Origin of the sequence: Mageeibacillus indolicus UPII9-5, assembly GCF_000025225.2 — a bacterium.
GTDB classification, from domain to species: domain Bacteria; phylum Bacillota; class Clostridia; order Saccharofermentanales; family Fastidiosipilaceae; genus Mageeibacillus; species Mageeibacillus indolicus.
Map to the genome: position 1 here is coordinate 1,132,976 of NC_013895.2, position 18,244 is coordinate 1,151,219.

Sequence of the window (18,244 nt, forward strand, 5' to 3'; positions counted from 1 at the left end):
AATATGATCTTCTAAATATTCACTTATTTAACACAGACTTTCTAAATATTCATCTGAGTACTTGCGTACTTACTTGATTACTTCAACTTTTACGTTGTCGGCAGGTACTTTTTCTGGAGCATCGACATCGGTATCTTTGACCACTTTGATGGTACCATCTTTAAGGCCCTTGTAAAGGCGATCATAGTCGGCTTGGGTAAACTTCTTGAACTTGGAAGTCGCCATAGGCAGTTGGATACCATTTTCAGCCGCGCCAAGAACCACGCTCTTGCCGCCAACGAACTTGTTGTCATAGTAGCTGGCCAAAGCATTGTAAACAGAGTCAGAAAGGTTCTTCATGGCCGAAGTTATTACCGTCTTTGATTCAACTGATTGGTCGACGTCCACACCGATTACCGCCTTGTTAGCTGATTCAGCAGCTTTCATAACTGAGTTACCTGCACCACCTGCGCAAGCAAAGATACATTCAGCACCTTCATTGAACCAAGCAGCAGCTTTGGTTTGGTTCTCTGGAGTAGCGGCGAAATTGCCTAAATAAGTATATTTTAAGGTAATCGCGTCTTTAGGTACGTTAAGTTCTTTAGCCGCAGCATTGACACCTTGAATAAAGCCGTAACCAAATCTTACTACAGCCGGAACTGCGATACCGCCCATGAAGCCGAGGTTACGATAGCCCTCAACAACAGCAGCATAACCGGCTAAATATCCGGCCTGACCCTCAGCGTAGAAAATAGACAAAACGTTGTCTTTGATGTCAGTTTTCTTATTCTTAGTAGGTGCAGCATCAATAATGACAAATTTTACCTTCGGGTATTTGGTTTGCGCTTCATATACAGAAGTTTCAAACAGGAAGCCGGGAGTTACTACGACTTTAGCTCCGCCTTTAACGGCCAAGTCAATAGCAGCCAAGCAAGCTGCGTCCGATTTTTCGGTTGGTTTGTAGTATTTATGGGTGATGTTGTGCTCTTTGGCATACTTTACCAAGCCTTCCCATGAGCCCTGGTTGAATGACTTGTCGTCAATTGTACCGACATCAGTAATCAAAGCCAATTCGTAATTGTTGCCGCCCTCAGTTTTAGCCGCCTCAGTCGCGCCAGCATTGGCTTTTTTGTCGACTGGTTCCATTTTGGGTTTGACGCAACCGGTAAACATTGATAAAGCCATCGCAGCTATCAAAGCCAGACTGATAATGTTCTTCTTCATTTTTTTCTCCTCCATTTTTTTATTGTCAAACAGCCTAAGGCTGTCAGCAAACTTGTTATTTCGCTTCTTGTATTAAGCGAATGGCTGAGCTGGTACCGATACGATCACAGCCAGCAGCAATAAATTTTTCCATGTCGGCGACGGTTTTCACTCCGCCAGCCGCTTTCATTTTTACTTTGGGACCGATGTTGGCTTTAAAAAGTAGAATATCTTCCATTGTCGCTCCCGCCGTCCCGAAGCCGGTCGAAGTTTTTATGTAGTCCGCGCCGGCCGCCGTAACTACCTTACACATAGCAATTTTCTCCGGTTCTGTTAAGTAGCAGGTTTCAATGATAACTTTCAATATTTTACCACCTACGGCAGTTTTCAATTGACGAATCTCTGACTCTACCGCTGCGAAATCGCCATTTTTTACATCAGTTATATTGATAACCATATCTATTTCATTCGCCCCGTCCGCCAATGCCTGCTTGGTTTCAGCGATTTTGGCCGCGGTGCAGCTGTAGCCTAGCGGAAAACCCACCACGGTGCAGATATTTAATTTTTCGCCGTAGGTGTCATGTACTCGCTTGACATAGCAAGGTGGTATACACACCGAGGCCGTTTTGTAGGTAATAGCTTCATCACAAAGTTTGACGATATCTTGCCAAGTAGTGAAAGCTTTCAAAATCGTATGATCCACATGTCGTAAAATTTCTTGTTGTCCCATTTGGTCTCCCCTCAATCACTTAAATTTAATCTGTTCCTTAGGCCGATATCTTTCAGCCATCCCCATTACTCAGGTCAAGTCAAAACGTTCAACCGCATCGGCGGTAACTCTGGCATAAATCAGCGGTTCTTTTTTCGGTTTTTCATCTTCAATACGCACCGCCGCGCGATACTCTGCGGCCGCCGCTTCAAACAATTGCGCATCATCAGCGTAAAGTGTTGCCATAACTTCCCCTTGTTTGACCGCTTCCCCCGTTTTCTTATGAATAATAATCCCGGCACTGTAATCAATTGCGCTGTCTTTCGTTTCGCGACCGGCTCCCAACATCGCCGACGCGATGCCGCAGCCCTCGGTATCCATGAAACTTATATACCCGCTGCGGGGGCAAAGCACATCATAAGTGTACTTGGCCTTAGTAAACTTGTCCGGATCTTCAATAACTGCAACATCTCCGCCTTGGGCAGCAACCATAGCTTTTAACCGTTCCAAAGCCGAACCATCGGCAATTGCACTTCGAACTTGCGCAAGGCAGGTGGGGAGGTCGCCGCGGCCGGCCAGATAAAGCATATTGCTTGCAAGGCTTTCGCAAACGCCAACGAGGTCCTGCGGGCCTTTACCACGCAAAACTTCTATAGCTTCGACCACTTCCAGGCTGTTACCGATATTATGACCCAGAGGGATATCCATATTAGTAATTAAAGCGACCGTGCGCTTACCGGCGTTTTCACCAATTTTAACCATAGTCTGTGCCAATTTAATCGAATCGTCTATTGTTTTCATAAAGGCGCCACTGCCGGTCTTGACATCGAGCAAAATACAATCGTTACCGGCTGCCAATTTCTTGCTCATAATTGAAGTGGCAATCAACGGAATGCTGTCCACCGTGGCGGTAACATCACGCAAAGCATATAACTTTTTATCCGCCGGAGCAAGATTGCCCGATTGGCCGATTACGCTCAGGCCAGTTTTATTGACAACTTCGAAGAATTCCTTCTGCTCGAGGGTAGTGCGCATGCCAGGGATCGACTCCATTTTGTCCACCGTACCACCAGTATGACCCAGCCCACGCCCGGACATTTTGGCGACTTTAACGCCACAAGCTGCTACAATTGGGGCAATAATCAGTGTGGTTTTGTCGCCCACTCCACCGGTGGAATGTTTATCTACTTTTACTCCGTCAATCCCAGATAAATCGACCATGTCGCCGGAATGAGCCACTGCCAAGGTCATTGCTAAAGTTTCTGCTTCCGTCATACCGCGGAAATAGACGGCCATAAGGAAGGCGGCCATCTGATAGTCAGGAATGGTGCCGGCTACATAACCGTTGATCAGCTCTTTTATTTCAACGGAAGTAAGCGCCTCACCGTTACGTTTTTTCATAATTAAATCGTACATTCTCATATTAAATCCTCCACATCCAGCCGTCACGGCCGGAGAAAATGAAATTTAAATTTTGTCAATCTGCATTAAATTTTTCACCCAAAGCATTTGCCATCCACGGCAATTATTACCTGCTGCCTTTATCGTACGGTATGCCCTCAGCCCGCGGTGCCTGCGAAGTTTTGGAAGAGAAAGCCAATACAATCAATGTTGCTATGTACGGAATCATCTTATAAATTTCGTTTGGTATCGGAAGGACTTTCAAAAACGGAATGGCCGAGTAGGCACTGGCCATCGTCTTCATAACGGCAAAGAAGAAAGCAGCGAAGAAAATTTTCTTGCTACGCCATTGACCGAAAATCAAAACCGCCAAAGCCAAAAACCCGTAGCCCTCCACACTCGCGTTAAAGTTGGTGGAAGTCGGAACGACGAAGATCAAACCGCCGGCCCCTGCCATGATCCCCGATATCACTACGCCGGCATAACGAATTTTGTACACATTTATACCGACCGAATCCGCCGCTCCCGGGTGTTCACCACAAGCCCGCAGCCGCAGCCCAAAACGCGTATATTGAATGACAAAGGCGGCCACCGCAAAGATCAGCAATCCGATGAAAGTCGTGAGATAGCAGTTGCAGAAGAACATCGGCCCTAAAACAGGAATGTCCGCCAAAAACGGAATGCGATCTATGTGGAAAGTATCTTCAAAAGGTATTTGTTGGATGGTGTTAATTTCACGTGCGATAAAAATTACGAAGGCCGGAGCGAACATATTAAGTGCTGTACCGCTGATCGTCTGATCTGCTTTCATATTTATCGAAGCGAAAGCATGAAGTAAAGAGAACAGCCCGCCAGCCACGGCCGCAATCAGAATGGCCAGCAAAAGCAACGGTTGTCCGCTCATGTAGCCCTGAGTCAGGAAGATGAACAACACGCCGAAGAAAGCACCGATGACCATGATCCCTTCCAACGCAATGTTAATAACACCGCTTCGTTCCGAGTACATGCCGCCGATGGCGACGATCAGCAAAGGGATGGCAAAATACATAGTTTGTTGAATTATAAAATAAACGATGCTCATATCAAGCCTCCTTTTTGGCGGAAACGCCAGGAGCGGTCGTGCTCATAGTTTTATCAATTTTAAGCGATTTTCTTTGATGCAATTTACCAAGCAAAATTTTGAATAACAAGGATAAGGCTCCACAATAAACAATGGAAGCGATTATTATGTCAATAACTTCAGGGGCGTAGTTATAGAGCTGCATGTTATATCCGCCGACAGTCAAATGGCCGATGAACAGTCCGGCTAACAAAACCCCGAACGGGTTGGACAAACCGAGCAAAGCAACGGATATTCCGACAAATCCTTCCGGCGCGATCAAATCCAAAACTTGTAAATATTTTCCGGAATTGGCCAGGTAAAGCAAGGCGCCACCCAAACCGCCCAACGCCCCGGCTATCACCATGGATAAAATTATATTGCGTTTGGCGTTAATACCGGCATATTTGCCGGCGGCAGCGTTTTTGCCACAGGCTTTCAGCTCATAGCCGAATACAGTTTTATTAAGAATAATGTAAACGATTATGACACAAGCTACGGCGATTAAAATACCGATATTGATGTTTGTGTCGGGGAAGATAATGTCCAAACCAGCTTTGCTTAAATTGGCAGTCTCGGCCACCGGTACCGATTCGTTTTTTAACTGATTGTACACGGTTTTCTGAATAAGCAAATTTACGGCATACATTCCGATATAATTCATCATAATGGAAGAGATTACTTCGTTTACGTTAAAGCGTGCCTTCAAGAAGCCTGGTACAAAGCCGAAGGCGGCTCCGGCCAATACGGCAGCCAGCAGTGCCACCACGCAATGCACGACCGGTGGTAAGTAGTCCATATGAACACCTACGTAAACCGCAGCAAAAGCTCCGGCGGTAAACTGCCCCGAGCAGCCGATATTAAACAAGCCGGTTTTGAAGGCAAAAGCCACGGAAAGTCCGGTTAAGATAATCGGGGTGGCATAATAGAACATTTGACCGATACCTATGATTCCGTCGGTAAAGGCCCCTTGGACAATCATAGCAAAACCGCCCAAAGCATTGGCCGGCTTACTGACCAGCATTATTATCAAGCCGAACAGAAGGCCACATACAACAGCCAGTATTGAAGCAATAAAGCTGTCCACGGCTTGTTGATTCAGTTTTAATTTTCCTTTATTTTTCATAGCCGACACCTCGTTTCGCCCCTGACATATAAAGACCAAGTTCTTCCACCGTAATTTCGTGCGGATTGACATCGGCCACGATTTCGCCTTCGTACATAACGATTATTCTGTCGCTGACATCCATAACTTCATCGAGTTCCAACGATACCAACAAAACACCTTTGCCGGCATCACGTTGAGCTACCAACTGCTTATGTATGTATTCAATGGCACCTACATCGAGGCCGCGCACTGGCTGGACGGCAACGACAATCTCCGGATTACGATCAAGTTCCCTGGCAATAATAGCTTTTTGTTGGTTGCCACCGGACATACCGCGCACTATGCTAGTTGCGCCATGACTTGATCTGATGTCAAATTTTTTGATCAAATATTGTGCATATTCTTTTATGGCATCAAACTTGAGGAAACCATGTTTTTGGAAACGGTCGGTATAGTAGGACTGCAAAACCAAATTTTCTTCCAAAGTATAGTCAAGCACCAGGCCGTCCCGATGACGATCTTCCGGGATGTGTGCCATCCCTAGCAGGCAACGTTGGCGAATGGTGGCGTTCGTTATGTCCTGGCCGTTGAGCAAAATCTGTCCGTTGGAAAGCGGCATCAAACCAGTTATGCCGTAAACAAGTTCGGATTGCCCGTTGCCATCGATTCCAGCCACGCAGAGAATTTCTCCCTTTTTGACATCGAAACTTACGTTTTTTACCGCGTCTTTTTTGTGATAAGTCGATTTTACGGAAAGATTTTTTACCGTTAAAACCGGGTCACCAGGCTTTATGTCTTTTTTGTTGATGATAAAGTTAACTTTGCGGCCTACCATCATCTCCGACATTTCTTCTTTGGTCGTCGTGGCCACATCAATAGTTCCCATGTATCTGCCTTTGCGCAAAACGCTGCAACGGTCGGCTACCGCTTTAATTTCGTTAAGTTTATGCGTGATAAAAATGATGGACCGGCCTTCTTCAACCAACTTTTTCATGATTTTCATCAACTCGTCAATTTCCTGCGGAGTCAAAACGGCGGTAGGTTCGTCAAAAATCAAAATGCTGTTGTCGCAATAGAGCATCTTGAGGATTTCTACCCTTTGCTGCATGCCAACCGTTATATCGGAAATATATGCGTCTGGATCTATCTTCAACCTGTAACGCTCACTGAGTTCAATTACTTTTTTTCGTGCCTCGTCCATCTTAAGGCAACCGTATTTGACTGTTTCATGGCCCAGAACAATGCTTTCAATAACGGTAAAATTATGAACTAATTTAAAATGCTGGTGTACCATTCCAATGCCTAAGGCGTTGGCGTCGTTCGGGTTGTTGATGGCCACCGTTTGACCGTTTATCTTTATTTCACCCGCTTCCGGTTGGTACAAACCGAAAAGCACGCTCATCAAAGTCGATTTGCCAGCACCGTTTTCCCCTAAAAGCGCATGGATCTCACCTTTGCGCACTTGGAGAGTTATGTCGTCATTGGCTTTGAAATCACCGAATTTCTTGGTGATGTGATTCATTTCAATGAAGTAGTCCACCGATTCTTCCATCCTTTCTAAGGTTATAAATTACAGATTTGCTGGGCCAAAGCCGTACGGTAGAATTTCATTCAGCCGATAGCTGACCGTTCCATGCTCCGGATCGGCAAGAATTATACGGAATGCGGCCGGATCGCAAAATTCCTCCATTACTTGACGACAAACCCCGCAGGGCGGACAGAATTGATCGGCCTCCTGCCCCTCCGGCGCGCCGACAACCGCAATAGCGGTGAAGGATCTTTCGCCCTCTGCCACAGCTTTAAAAAACGCGGTCCGCTCCGCGCAATTTGTCGGGGTATAGGCCGCATTTTCAATATTACATCCTTGATATACTTTGCCGTCAGCGGTCAGCAATGCCGCGCCAACTTTGAAATGGGAATAGGGCGTATAAGCCCGTTTGCGAGCATCAAGTGCCATTTGCAAAAGCTCAAAATCTGTCATTTCAACCTCCGCGAGTCAGGTGGATTATGATTTTATGGAGTAAATTCATCTAAATTTGACCGTTTCGGCGATCAGTCGCAAGAAAATGAATTGTACTTTGTCCATTTAAGCTGCCGTTAAATCAGCCTTATAGGTTAATTATAAGGTCTACAGCGGGGTTATGGAGGACTCCTGTCCCTTTTATTTTAAATTTTCGTAAATTTGTATATACTATACAATTTATTTTTGCATTTTTTGTGCAACTTGGCGAGCGAAATTCTGCTAGCACTAACGTCGTTTATTTTCCGCCCGCATAGCCGCTACCCGATCCAAAATGATATCAGCCAGCTCCGTCTTTTCCATCAGCGGAAATTTTTCCTCCCTACCTTTACGGTCGATCAAAGTCACTATATTTGTGTCCGTGCGGAATCCGGCCCCGGCTTGCTTGATGTTATTGACGCAGATCAGGTCAAGGTTTTTACGGCGAAGTTTAGCTAAACCGTACTCCATTTCGTTGATCGATTCGGCCGCAAAACCGACCAAAATTTGGTTTTGCTTTATGCTACCGCAATATGCCGCTATATCCGGATTGGGGGTGAGGGGAATTTCGTGCCATTCTTCCTTGCCGTTCTTTTTTATTTTTTCTGCAGCGCATTCGCTCGGGCGATAGTCGGCCGGAGCCGCCGCTTTTATGAGCACATCACATTGCGGAAATCTGGCTGTTACCGCCGCAAACATGTCGCGGGTGGTTTTTACCGGAACCATTTCGTCCAAATTCGGCAAATCTTCGACCGCCGGTCCGTATATAAGACTGACTTCGGCACCGCGACGTTTGGCAGCCACCGCCAACGCTTTGCCCATCTTGCCGGTGGAATAGTTGCTGATGTAGCGCACCGGATCAATCGGCTCAATTGTGGCCCCGGCAGTAATGACGAAACGTATACCGAGCAAGTCTTTGGGGGCAAGAGCAGTAATTATCGCCTCAAATAATGACGCCGGTTCCGGCATTTTGCCGATGCCTACTTCATTACAAGCCAAACGATCCGTCAGCGGTTGCAACATGGTACAGCCGCGTTCCTGCAATGTGCGCAAGTTGGCTTGGTTGGCTGGGCTGTTGAACATGTACGTGTTCATGGCCGGGGCGATAACAACGGGGCAGCGAGCAGCTTGGAGAACCGTAGTCAACAGGTTGTCACAGATACCGGCGGTATATTTGGCGATCGTATTGGCGGTGGCGGGAGCAAGCAAAATTACTTCCGCCCATTTTGCCAAGGCAATATGCTCAACATTCATATTCATCAGTTGATTAAACATATCCACATGAACTTCATGACCGGACATCGTCTGCAATGTCAACGGGGTGATAAATTCGCAGGCGGCCTGGGTCATCATTACTTTGACTTCAGCACCTGCTTTGGTGAGCATACTCACTAAAGCAGGTATTTTGTAAGCAGCGATGCCGCCCGTAATTCCAATCAATACATGCCTGTTTTTTAACATATCGCCTCCTGAGGAATTGCTGAGTGCCGTCCTCGTCTCCGCCGGCTTTTCCTCGTAGCTTAACTCTACAGTTCCTGCAACGCCTTTATACGTTCGCGCACATTAGCAAGCATTGCCGCCGCTTTAGCAAGTTTAGCTCGCTCGCCCTCAACAACTTTGGCCGGGGCACGGGAAACGAAACCCTCATTATTCAGCTTTAGCTCAAACCCCTTCACTTCCTGCAACAGCTTTTCTTCTTCCTTCTGTAAGCGCAACGTTTCCTGCTCTATGTCGACCAACTCCTGCAAAGGAATAAAAATCTCTCCACCTGCAAACACTGCCGTGACGGCTGAAGCCGGAATCCCTTCTTTGGAATCTTTTACTGTCAATGTCGATACTGCCGCCATACGCTGTAAATAACCGAGCCCCTGCGCAAACACCTCACCCGTCTCCCGTTTTTGTGGCACAATGATCAGAGCAGCTTTATGGCTAAAAGGCACATTAAGCTTAAGACGCAAATTACGGATCTGACGGATCGCATCCATCAACCCACTCATTTGTTCTTCAAGCTCAGGCTTTATTAAATCAGGCTGTACCTGCGGCCACTTACTTAGCATAATCGTAGGTTCGCTCAGCGGCAAACTCTTGTATAACTCTTCAGTTACAAAAGGCATAAACGGATGCAACAGCTTCAGCACTGCCGTGACAACTTCATTCAAAACATAAAAAGCTTCATCCCTACTCGGCGCAGCAGCATCATTCATACGTGGTTTAACCATTTCAATATACCAGTCGCAGAACTCTTCCCAAATGAAGTTGTAAATTTTGGCCAAAGCAATGCCTAGCTCATATTTATCCAGATTTTGATTTATTTCACCGATCACTTGTTGCAAACGTGACAAAATCCACGCGTCTTCCGGCAAAAATTTGGACGGATCATGCTTACCGGTATAATCTTTCGGGAAATTCATTAGCACAAAACGTGTAGCATTCCAAATTTTGTTAACGAAAGCGCGCCCAGCCTCGACTTTTTCTTCCTGATAACGGAAATCGTTACCTTGACTGTTACCCTGAATCAAAGAATATCTCAGGGCATCGGCGCCGTATCGGTCAATGACTCCTAGCGGATCAATACCGTTGCCGAGCGACTTAGACATCTTCCGTCCCTGTGAATCGCGGACAAGGCCGTGAATCAAAACCGTATGGAACGGAGGTTGTTCGGTCTGCGCCAAGGCTGAAAAAATCATTCTGGCTACCCAGAAGAATATAATGTCATACGCGGTAACCAAGACATCTGTTTGATAGAAATATTTCAAATCATCTGTTTTTTCCGGCCAACCGAAACCGGCAAATGGCCAAAGGGCTGAGCTGAACCACGTATCCAGCGTATCTGGATCCTGGTGCAACTCTGTCGCGCCACAGTGAGCACAAACTTTAGGTTCAGTCTCGCTTACCGTAGTTTTACCACAAGCGGCGCAATACCAAGCCGGAATGCGATGCCCCCACCACAATTGACGCGAAATACACCAGTCTTTAATATTCTCCATCCAATTGTAATAGATTTTGCTGAAACGCTCCGGCACGAACTTTATGCTTCCGTCTCTAACCGCCTGCAAAGCCGGCTCGGCTAACGGCGGCATTTTAACGAACCATTGCAAAGAAACTTTGGGCTCGACATTCGTATGGCAACGGTAACAAGTGCCGACTGCATGAGTGTAGTCTTCCATCTTTTCGATCAAATCCAGCTTGGCCAAATCTTCCAGCATCGCCCGGCGTGCTGTCATAAAATCCATGCCGGCATATTTACCGGCGGCTGCGTAGAGATGACCATCGTCGGTGAAAGTGTCAATTATCGGCAGATTGTGGCGACGGCCAACCTCAAAGTCATTCGGATCATGCGCAGGCGTAATTTTTACTACACCGGTTCCAAATTCCATTTTTACGTATTCATCGGCGACAATTGGGATTTTACGATTAACTAAAGGTAAAATAACTTCCTTGCCGATAAGATGCTTGTAACGCTCATCATCCGGGTGTACGGCCACTGCAGTATCCCCGAGCATAGTTTCAGGCCGTGTTGTCGCCACGATCAAATATCCGTCACCGTCCGCCAGAGGATAGCGCACATGACAAAGCTTCGTCGCCTGATCCTCATATTCAACCTCGGCATCCGAAATACTCGTGGTGCAATAAGGGCAATAGTTAACCATGCGTTCGCCGCGATAAATCAGCCCTTTGTTATATAAATTTACAAAAACCCGGTTGACAGCAGCCGACATACCGTCATCCATGGTAAAGCGTTCGCGCTCCCAGTCGCAGGAAACCCCTAAGCGACGCAACTGGTTAACGATGCAGCCGCCGTATTCTTTCTTCCACTGCCACGCCCGCTCCAGGAACTGCTCCCGACTTAAATCAGCTTTGCTAATTCCTTCTTTGGCCATAGCTTCGACGATTTTGGCTTCAGTGGCAATTGAGGCGTGATCCGTGCCAGGCATCCAGCAAGCGGCATAGCCCTGCATACGCTTATATCTGATAATTATATCCTGCATTGTATTATTCAAAGCATGTCCCAAATGCAGTTGGCCGGTAATGTTCGGCGGTGGCATTACAATGGTGAACGGTTGCCGCTCAGCATCAATGACGGCCCGAAAATAACCGTTATTCTCCCAGTCGGCATATATTCGCCGATCTGCTTCTTGAGGATTGTAATTTTTCGGCAATTCGTGCCGACATTTCTCGCACATATTTTTGACACTCCTTATAGATTTGATGGATATTATGAGACTTTCATTTAAATAAAACAAGTACCAAAATAAAACCCGGCAAAGCAACCGCCAGGCCTTGCAGCTTCACCCGTAAAACAGCGGATATGAAACGTTGTTTCGCCTGTTCTTCAATGCTTAGGTTTTGGCGTTGCCCTTCCGGTAGTTCGACCCGATCTGCCAAACTCCGCCTGTTTACAATAAGTTTGGCGGCGGCAACTATGCCGACACCGACAACAATCAGCACGATGGCAAGTACTTTGAGAAAAATCAACGGCGACATAATTTACGTAACTCCTCATATTTTACTTGGTGTATATGCTCTTGGAGCCAAGACACTAGAGCAGTGTTGCCGGCTACAGTGGAAGTTGAAGAGGCAAGGTCTACTTCTTTACCTTCATAATCGCGCACAACTCCGCCGGCTTCCTTAACCATTAAAGCGCCGGCCGCCCCGTCCCAAGGGTACATCGGGGTAGAAATAAACGCTGAACCACGCCCACACGCCAAATAGGCAAAGTTTAAGGCGGCACTGCCGCAAATGCGGATATCGACGATATCCTGGTGTAGGTCACGCAATAAATCCAGTTGTAGCCAGGATATCTGCTTGTCCGATGCTCCGGCACTGGCCAGCAATAACATTTTATGATAATCAGTTTCAGATCTTACCGCCATTTTGCTCGAGTTACAGTAAGAACCACCATCTTTTATCGTGTGAAACAGTTCGCCGGCATAAGGATCAAAAATCATTCCGGCACACATATCTGTTCCATCAAAATATGCCAGTGATATGCAGCTGTGACGGCGATCGAATATATAATTCGTAGTGCCATCAACCGGATCTAAAATCCACGTTGGAGTATTCAGGGCGTGACACGCGCCGTCTTCTTCCCCCATAAAACCTACTTGGGGGAATGACTCGGCCAAGGCCTCCTTAATTTGTTTTTGTACGGTCACATCAGTTTGAGTGACAAAATCATATTGGTTTTTGCACTTAATTTCAAGCTGTGTAGGCCGGAGCATCAGTTCACCGGCTTGGAAAAGAATATTTCGCATAACGGCAAATGCTTCAGGCCAATTTTTGGTGCCAATACCGCCGTGGAGTTGGTTGTACAACTGTTTGAAATCCATATTTTCTACTGTTTTTTCTGTCATTTTCAACTCGGATCCATCCTTTCGTATCGCTTTTTCGAACTTACACCAGGTAAGCCGATTATTCGGAAGGAAGCAGCGAATCAACAAATTCATTAACCGCAAAATCAGCTAAATCTTCGGCACGTTCGCCCAAGCCTACCATATAAATGGGCAATTTAACCGCGTTGGCCACCGCCACGGCCACACCACCCTTACTGTTACCATCCAACTTAGTAATAATGAGTCCGGTAAGCTGAGCAGCAGCATTAAACTTTTCAGCCTGAATTACTGCGTTTTGTCCCGTATTGGCATCAACTATTAGTATACTCTCAAGCGCGGCATTAGGTGCTTCCCGCTTAATAATACGGTAAAGTTTAGCCAACTCATCCATCAGATTCTGTTTATTATGCAAGCGACCCGCCGTGTCAACCAAAAGTACGTCCGCCGCTCTGGCCTTGGCTGCTTGTACCGAATCATATACAACGGCAGCCGGATCGGAACCTTCCGGATAAGCAATACAAGGCGTGCCGGTCAATTCCGCCCAATATTTCAGTTGATCAATGGCCGCCGCACGAAAAGTATCTGCCGCAGCAAGCAAAACCTTCTTTCCGGCTTGCCTATAGCGCAAAGCAAGTTTTCCACAAGTTGTAGTTTTGCCGGTGCCGTTGACCCCAATAAGTAGAATAATATTCAGCCTGTCCGGCTTAAGTGTAAGCTTGAGCGGATCACCCAAAACAGCCACTATGCCTTCCCGCAAGCTGTTGATGACCGCCGCACGAGAATTATCTTTATTAACCTTAATATCTTTACGAACCTTTTCCATCAAGAAAGTCGCGCAAGGGACACCCACATCCGCCTGCACCAGTAATTCTTCCAGCTCATCCAACATGTCCTCATCAAAGTGACCCATCGCTGCCGAAATTTTATTGATGCCGCCGTTTAAAAAATCGCGAGTCTTCGCCAAACCTGCTTTAAAACGCTCAAAAAAAGCCATATTTACGTAACCTCAACCTCGACTATATTTTAATCATTTACCAACCAAACGACAAGCAAGCCTCACTGCAGTCATTCCTTCTTACTTCACTCCGCCAAATCAGCTGTAGCTGCCTCAGACAGCTGCATTGAAAGCACTCTACTCACACCGCGTTCCTGCATGGTAACCCCGTAAATTCGATCACAGGCTTCCATTGTTCCTTTTCGGTGCGTTACCAAAATAAACTGCGACTTATCCGCATGTTGTCGAACATAATCGCTGAAACGTACCACGTTGGCGTCGTCCAAGGCAGCCTCGATTTCATCCAAAACAACGAATGGAGCGGCACGTAAATTCAATATCGCGAACAACAAAGCAATTGCCGTAAGCGCCCTCTCTCCGCCGGATAATAAAAGCATGTTTTGCAGACGTTTACCTGGCGGCTGAGCTTTAATTTCAATCGTTCCGCTCAAAACATCGGTTGGATCTTCCATAACCACTTCAGCTTTACCGCCGCCGAATAAAGCATTGAACACCTGATTAAAGTTAGTGTTGATTTGCGCAAAACCCGCTGTGAATCGTTCTTGCATGGCCGCCTGCAAATCATTCATGACCCCGGTCAAAGACCTAGAGGCCCGAACAATATCATCGTGTTGAGCTGTCAAGAAATCATATCTTTCCTGCACCGCAGCTAATTCTTCGATGGCACAAGGATTTACTGGACCAAGTCCGCGAACCTTTTCCTTGGCTTGACTTAAACTTTTTTGCAAATTACTGGTTGCAACCGAATCATCGGCCAAGTCCTCCGCCTTTACTTGCAGCAGTGTAATATTGTAGGTTTCCCATACATTATTCAACAAAGTGTCACGTTGTTCTTCAATACGCTCAACTTTAGAACTCAGCCGTTCGGCTGACAGTCGAATATTATTTTGGCGCTCGCGCAAAATGCGACGTTCCTCTTGCCAAGCCGTCTTGGCAGCCTCATATTCCTTGCGTTCTGCCATTAATTTTTCTGTGGCTGCTTGCAAGTCGGTTTGGCGTTGCTCAAGTTCAGCCGCCTCCTTTTCCAAACCAGCAGCTCTTTCCTCAAGCTCAGCCGTCTCTCGGGCGATCTGATCAGTTTCATCCCGCAATTTTAGCTTGGCCGTTTCCCGCTCATTTTCTTGATTTTGCAGACGGGCGAGCCAAGCCTCAGCTTGACGTACGATCTCGTCGAGTCGCTGCTCTTCCAACTTAAGCTGTTGCTTCAGTTGACGTTTTTCACTCTGATCCGCAGTCGCGACCTGATATTTTTCTTCTTCCGCCGCCAAGTCGTCCTGCAGCGCACCGAGCTCTTTCTGTTTTTGCTCCGCCGCCACCAAACTTTCTTGCCGGACAGCGGCCAATTTTGCCTCACGTTCTGATTGAGCCGCCGATTCCGCCTCTATTTCCGCCAATTTAGCCCGTCTGTTTCTCAGTTGTTTCTCTATTTCCTCCGAGCCAGCCGTAGCTAAAATATATTCTTTCTCCGCATCCTGCCTTTCCTGCTGAGCGTTTGCTAAATTTTGGCCTGAATTGATCATTTCTGTTTTAAATTCTTTTAAATCTTTTTGCAAATTTTCTTTTTTGTGCGGATAATTCGCTAGCTCAGCCTGCAAATCCTTTAGTTCTCTGGTTCGGCCAAGTAAATGCGGCCGCTTTTGCTGCATGGAGCCGCCGGTCAAAGAGCCGCCCGGACTGAAAAGTTCACCTTCCAAAGTCACAATCCGCACTCGATGACGGCACATTTTGGCTATGTACCGACCAACCTCCATGTCTTCTGCGACCAAAACATTTGCCAAAAGATATTGTTTAAGCAAATCAAGTTTGCCGTCAACCGTTACCAGATCGGCCGCCACTCCCCAACAGCCGCGAACATCACAGGCCCGCCGCAACATTTCTTGATCTGACGTTTTTGCTTGCAGGGCATCCAAAGGCAGAAAAGTCGCTCGGCCCATATGATGTGTTTTAAGGTAATTTATTAAACGAGCAGCGTCATTTTCCTGAGCCACAACGATATTTTGTAAAGCCCCCCCCAGTGCCGTTTCAATCGCAATTTCCAAATGAGCCGGCACAGTGATAAGTTCAGCCACTGCCCCATATATTCCCCGGCGTTGATCAGGCGCAATTCCTCGCGGGCTGAGCAAACTTTGGACGGAAGCCTGATAACCATCGTAGTTCTTTTCCAACTCGCTCAAAGTCTTGAGCCGGAAAGTCGCTTGCTGCTCACGATTTGTCAAATCTTGCCAAGCCGTCTCAGTCTTGGCCAAAGTTTCTTTAGCCTCCGCGAGATCGACTGCCGCCTCTTTTTCTTTGGCAACCGCCGCCTCGACATTTATGGTTGCTTGGGCCACCCGTTCCTTGGCTCCATCACCATCTGCCGTAAGCTGATTTAATTGCTTGTTTAAGTCGTCCTGTTCATTTTGCCGACGCTCGCGCAATGCTTCAAAAGCCTTCAATTCAGCGTTAGCGTCCGCCGCTAGGGTCTTACAAGCGTAAAATTCTTCTTGTAGATGGCCGGCCTGCTGCCGCAAATCCTGCTGCCGCCGATTTATTACCGCGACTATATTTTCCGAATCGGATAACTTGTCTTGCAATGATTCCAGCTTTTTTCTGATCTCGGCCAAACCATTTGCGGCCTCCTCTTTGCCGGTCAACTGTTCAGTCCGTTCAACTGACAACTCGCTTAAAGTCTTTTCCAGAGCAGCCGCCTCAGTACGGCACAATTCTAAACGTTCACGCAGAGCCGTCATCCGCTCCTGCCCGGCCGTACGCCGACTGACCAAAGCAAGCTGATCATTTTGCCACGCCTTTTGCTGCTCCTCAAGCGAAATCTGCCTTTGCTCAAACCCCTGCGCCAAATCAGCTTGCGCAGCATCCGCAACCGACTGCTCCGCCAAATCGGCCTCGATCTCTTTCAATTCCGCCCACGCATTAGCCTGATCTTTTTGCAAAATATCAAGCTGATCCGTACATTGCCGCAACTGACGCTGCGCCAAAGTTAATTCACAGCGCTTTATTTCCCCCTGCAGTTCTAGGTAAGCCTGAGCTGCCGCCGCTTGCTTCCGCAACGGGTCTAGCTGCCGATCCAGCTCTGTAACAATATCAGTGACTCTAGCCAAATTTTCTTCCGTTTTGGCTAATCTTTTGCTTGTCTCCTCTTTCTGGGCCCTCAATTTAGTAATACCGGCCGCTTCCTCAAAAACACGCCGCCGATCTTCCGAACGATTGCTCAACAACTCGTCCACCCGACCTTGCCCAATAATCGAATAACCGTCCCGGCCAATCCCGGTATCCATAAAAAGTTCGATCACATCACGTAATCGGCACAAATTTTTATTTATTCGATATTCACTTTCGCCTGAACGATACAAACGCCTAGTAACACTGACTTCATTGTAAGGCAAATCTATAGAAGAATCTGTGTTGTCAAAATTAATCTGAACTTCAGCATAGCTTAACGGCCGTCTGCTCTGCGTCCCGGCAAAAATAATGTCCTCCATCTTGTTGCCACGCAAGGTTTTGACACTCTGCTCCCCCAAAACCCAACGGATCGCATCGGTGACATTGGACTTACCGCTTCCGTTAGGCCCCACAATCGCCGTCATACCCGTGTGAAATTCGATCACTGTACGTTCCGGAAAAGATTTAAACCCCTGTAACTCAATCGACTTCAAATGCATTTTTTCATATCCAATAATTGTAGAGCTTGCTTCGCGGCAATCTGCTCCGCTTCCTTTTTACTCGAACCGATAGCAGTCGCCAACAGGTCATTCACCAAATAAATACCCATTTTAAACGAAGGAGAATGGGCGGGACCGGTTTCATCCAATAAAACGAATCTCAGTTGCGAAGAATGATATTTAGTTTGAATTTTTTCCAGCAAGGCACTCTTATAATCGTAAACCAAGTTACCCGCAACCGCTTCCTGAATTAACGGCTCCAAGGCTCGTAAAATCACTGTCGCTGCTGCCACAAAATCAGCATCACAAAAAACAGCCCCTAAAACAGCTTCGGTAGCATCAGCCAAGCTTGAAGGCTTGTTACGCCCACCAGAAGTTTCTTCACCTTTGCCGAGTAGCAAAACCTTGTCAAGTTCCCAGTTATGCGCCACAATCGCCAAGGTAGGCTCACAAACCAGTGCTGCCTTTAATTTGCTCAGCTTGCCCTCCGGGTAAGTGGGAAAAGTCTTGAACAGATGATTACCTACAGTTAAGCCAAGCACCAAATCCCCTAAAAATTCCAGCCGTTCATTGCACTCCAACCCATACATTGAATGCTCATAGCTGTAAGTGGAATGCGTCAACGCTTCAATTAAGTATTTCTTATTTTTAAATGAATAACCAATTTTATTCTCAAAATTGCAAATTTGTTCTAACCAGTCTTTAGACGGTTGCCAATGCGTTTTCATCGTATTCCTTC

At 46.8% G+C, this 18,244-nt stretch carries 14 protein-coding genes; all 14 read right to left on the reverse strand.

Going from position 1 to position 18,244, the window contains the following annotated elements; translation table 11 throughout:
* Nucleotides 1-69: 69 nt before the first annotated feature.
* Nucleotides 70-1,203: a BMP family lipoprotein gene (locus HMPREF0868_RS05075; RefSeq protein WP_012993634.1), complete on the reverse strand. Its 1,134-nt coding sequence runs from the start codon at nt 1,201-1,203 to the stop codon at nt 70-72.
* 55 nt (nt 1,204-1,258) lie between these two features.
* Nucleotides 1,259-1,912: a deoxyribose-phosphate aldolase gene (gene deoC / locus HMPREF0868_RS05080; protein ID WP_012993635.1), complete on the reverse strand. Its 654-nt coding sequence runs from the start codon at nt 1,910-1,912 to the stop codon at nt 1,259-1,261.
* 69 nt (nt 1,913-1,981) lie between these two features.
* Nucleotides 1,982-3,313, reverse strand: coding sequence for a pyrimidine-nucleoside phosphorylase (locus tag HMPREF0868_RS05085; protein WP_012993636.1), 1,332 nt, complete (start codon nt 3,311-3,313; stop codon nt 1,982-1,984).
* A gap of 106 nt (nt 3,314-3,419) precedes the next feature.
* A complete protein-coding gene (locus tag HMPREF0868_RS05090) occupies nt 3,420-4,373 on the reverse strand; it encodes an ABC transporter permease (protein WP_012993637.1) in 954 nt (317 codons plus the stop codon).
* A 1-nt stretch (nt 4,374) separates the two neighbouring features.
* A complete protein-coding gene (locus HMPREF0868_RS05095) occupies nt 4,375-5,517 on the reverse strand; it encodes an ABC transporter permease (protein WP_012993638.1) in 1,143 nt (380 codons plus the stop codon).
* Nucleotides 5,507-7,039, reverse strand: a complete 1,533-nt coding sequence (locus HMPREF0868_RS05100; RefSeq protein ID WP_012993639.1) for an ABC transporter ATP-binding protein — start codon at nt 7,037-7,039, stop codon at nt 5,507-5,509. Before HMPREF0868_RS05100 ends, HMPREF0868_RS05095 begins: the two co-directional genes overlap by 11 nt.
* 30 nt (nt 7,040-7,069) lie before the next feature.
* A complete protein-coding gene (locus HMPREF0868_RS05105) occupies nt 7,070-7,480 on the reverse strand; it encodes a cytidine deaminase (protein WP_012993640.1) in 411 nt (136 codons plus the stop codon).
* Nucleotides 7,481-7,747: 267 nt separating this feature from the next.
* Nucleotides 7,748-8,959: a bifunctional phosphopantothenoylcysteine decarboxylase/phosphopantothenate--cysteine ligase CoaBC gene (coaBC, locus tag HMPREF0868_RS05110; RefSeq protein ID WP_012993641.1), complete on the reverse strand. Its 1,212-nt coding sequence runs from the start codon at nt 8,957-8,959 to the stop codon at nt 7,748-7,750.
* A 65-nt stretch (nt 8,960-9,024) separates the two neighbouring features.
* On the reverse strand, nt 9,025-11,682 hold the full coding sequence (locus HMPREF0868_RS05115) for a valine--tRNA ligase (RefSeq protein WP_012993642.1): 2,658 nt from the start codon (nt 11,680-11,682) through the stop codon (nt 9,025-9,027).
* A gap of 43 nt (nt 11,683-11,725) precedes the next feature.
* The gene (locus HMPREF0868_RS05120) at nt 11,726-11,983 is read right to left on the reverse strand and encodes a hypothetical protein (protein WP_012993643.1); all 258 of its coding nucleotides are present in this window, start codon (nt 11,981-11,983) and stop codon (nt 11,726-11,728) included.
* Entirely contained in the window at nt 11,971-12,852 is an 882-nt protein-coding gene (locus HMPREF0868_RS05125) for an inositol monophosphatase family protein (RefSeq protein ID WP_157667970.1), read from the reverse strand. Before HMPREF0868_RS05125 ends, HMPREF0868_RS05120 begins: the two co-directional genes overlap by 13 nt.
* A gap of 58 nt (nt 12,853-12,910) precedes the next feature.
* Nucleotides 12,911-13,825: a signal recognition particle-docking protein FtsY gene (gene ftsY, locus HMPREF0868_RS05130; protein WP_012993645.1), complete on the reverse strand. Its 915-nt coding sequence runs from the start codon at nt 13,823-13,825 to the stop codon at nt 12,911-12,913.
* 86 nt (nt 13,826-13,911) lie between these two features.
* A complete protein-coding gene (gene smc, locus HMPREF0868_RS05135; RefSeq protein WP_012993646.1) occupies nt 13,912-17,505 on the reverse strand; it encodes a chromosome segregation protein SMC in 3,594 nt (1,197 codons plus the stop codon).
* Nucleotides 17,496-18,233: a ribonuclease III gene (gene rnc, locus HMPREF0868_RS05140; RefSeq protein WP_012993647.1), complete on the reverse strand. Its 738-nt coding sequence runs from the start codon at nt 18,231-18,233 to the stop codon at nt 17,496-17,498. The genes smc and rnc overlap by 10 nt, the downstream gene beginning before the upstream one ends.
* Nucleotides 18,234-18,244 lie beyond the last annotated feature (11 nt).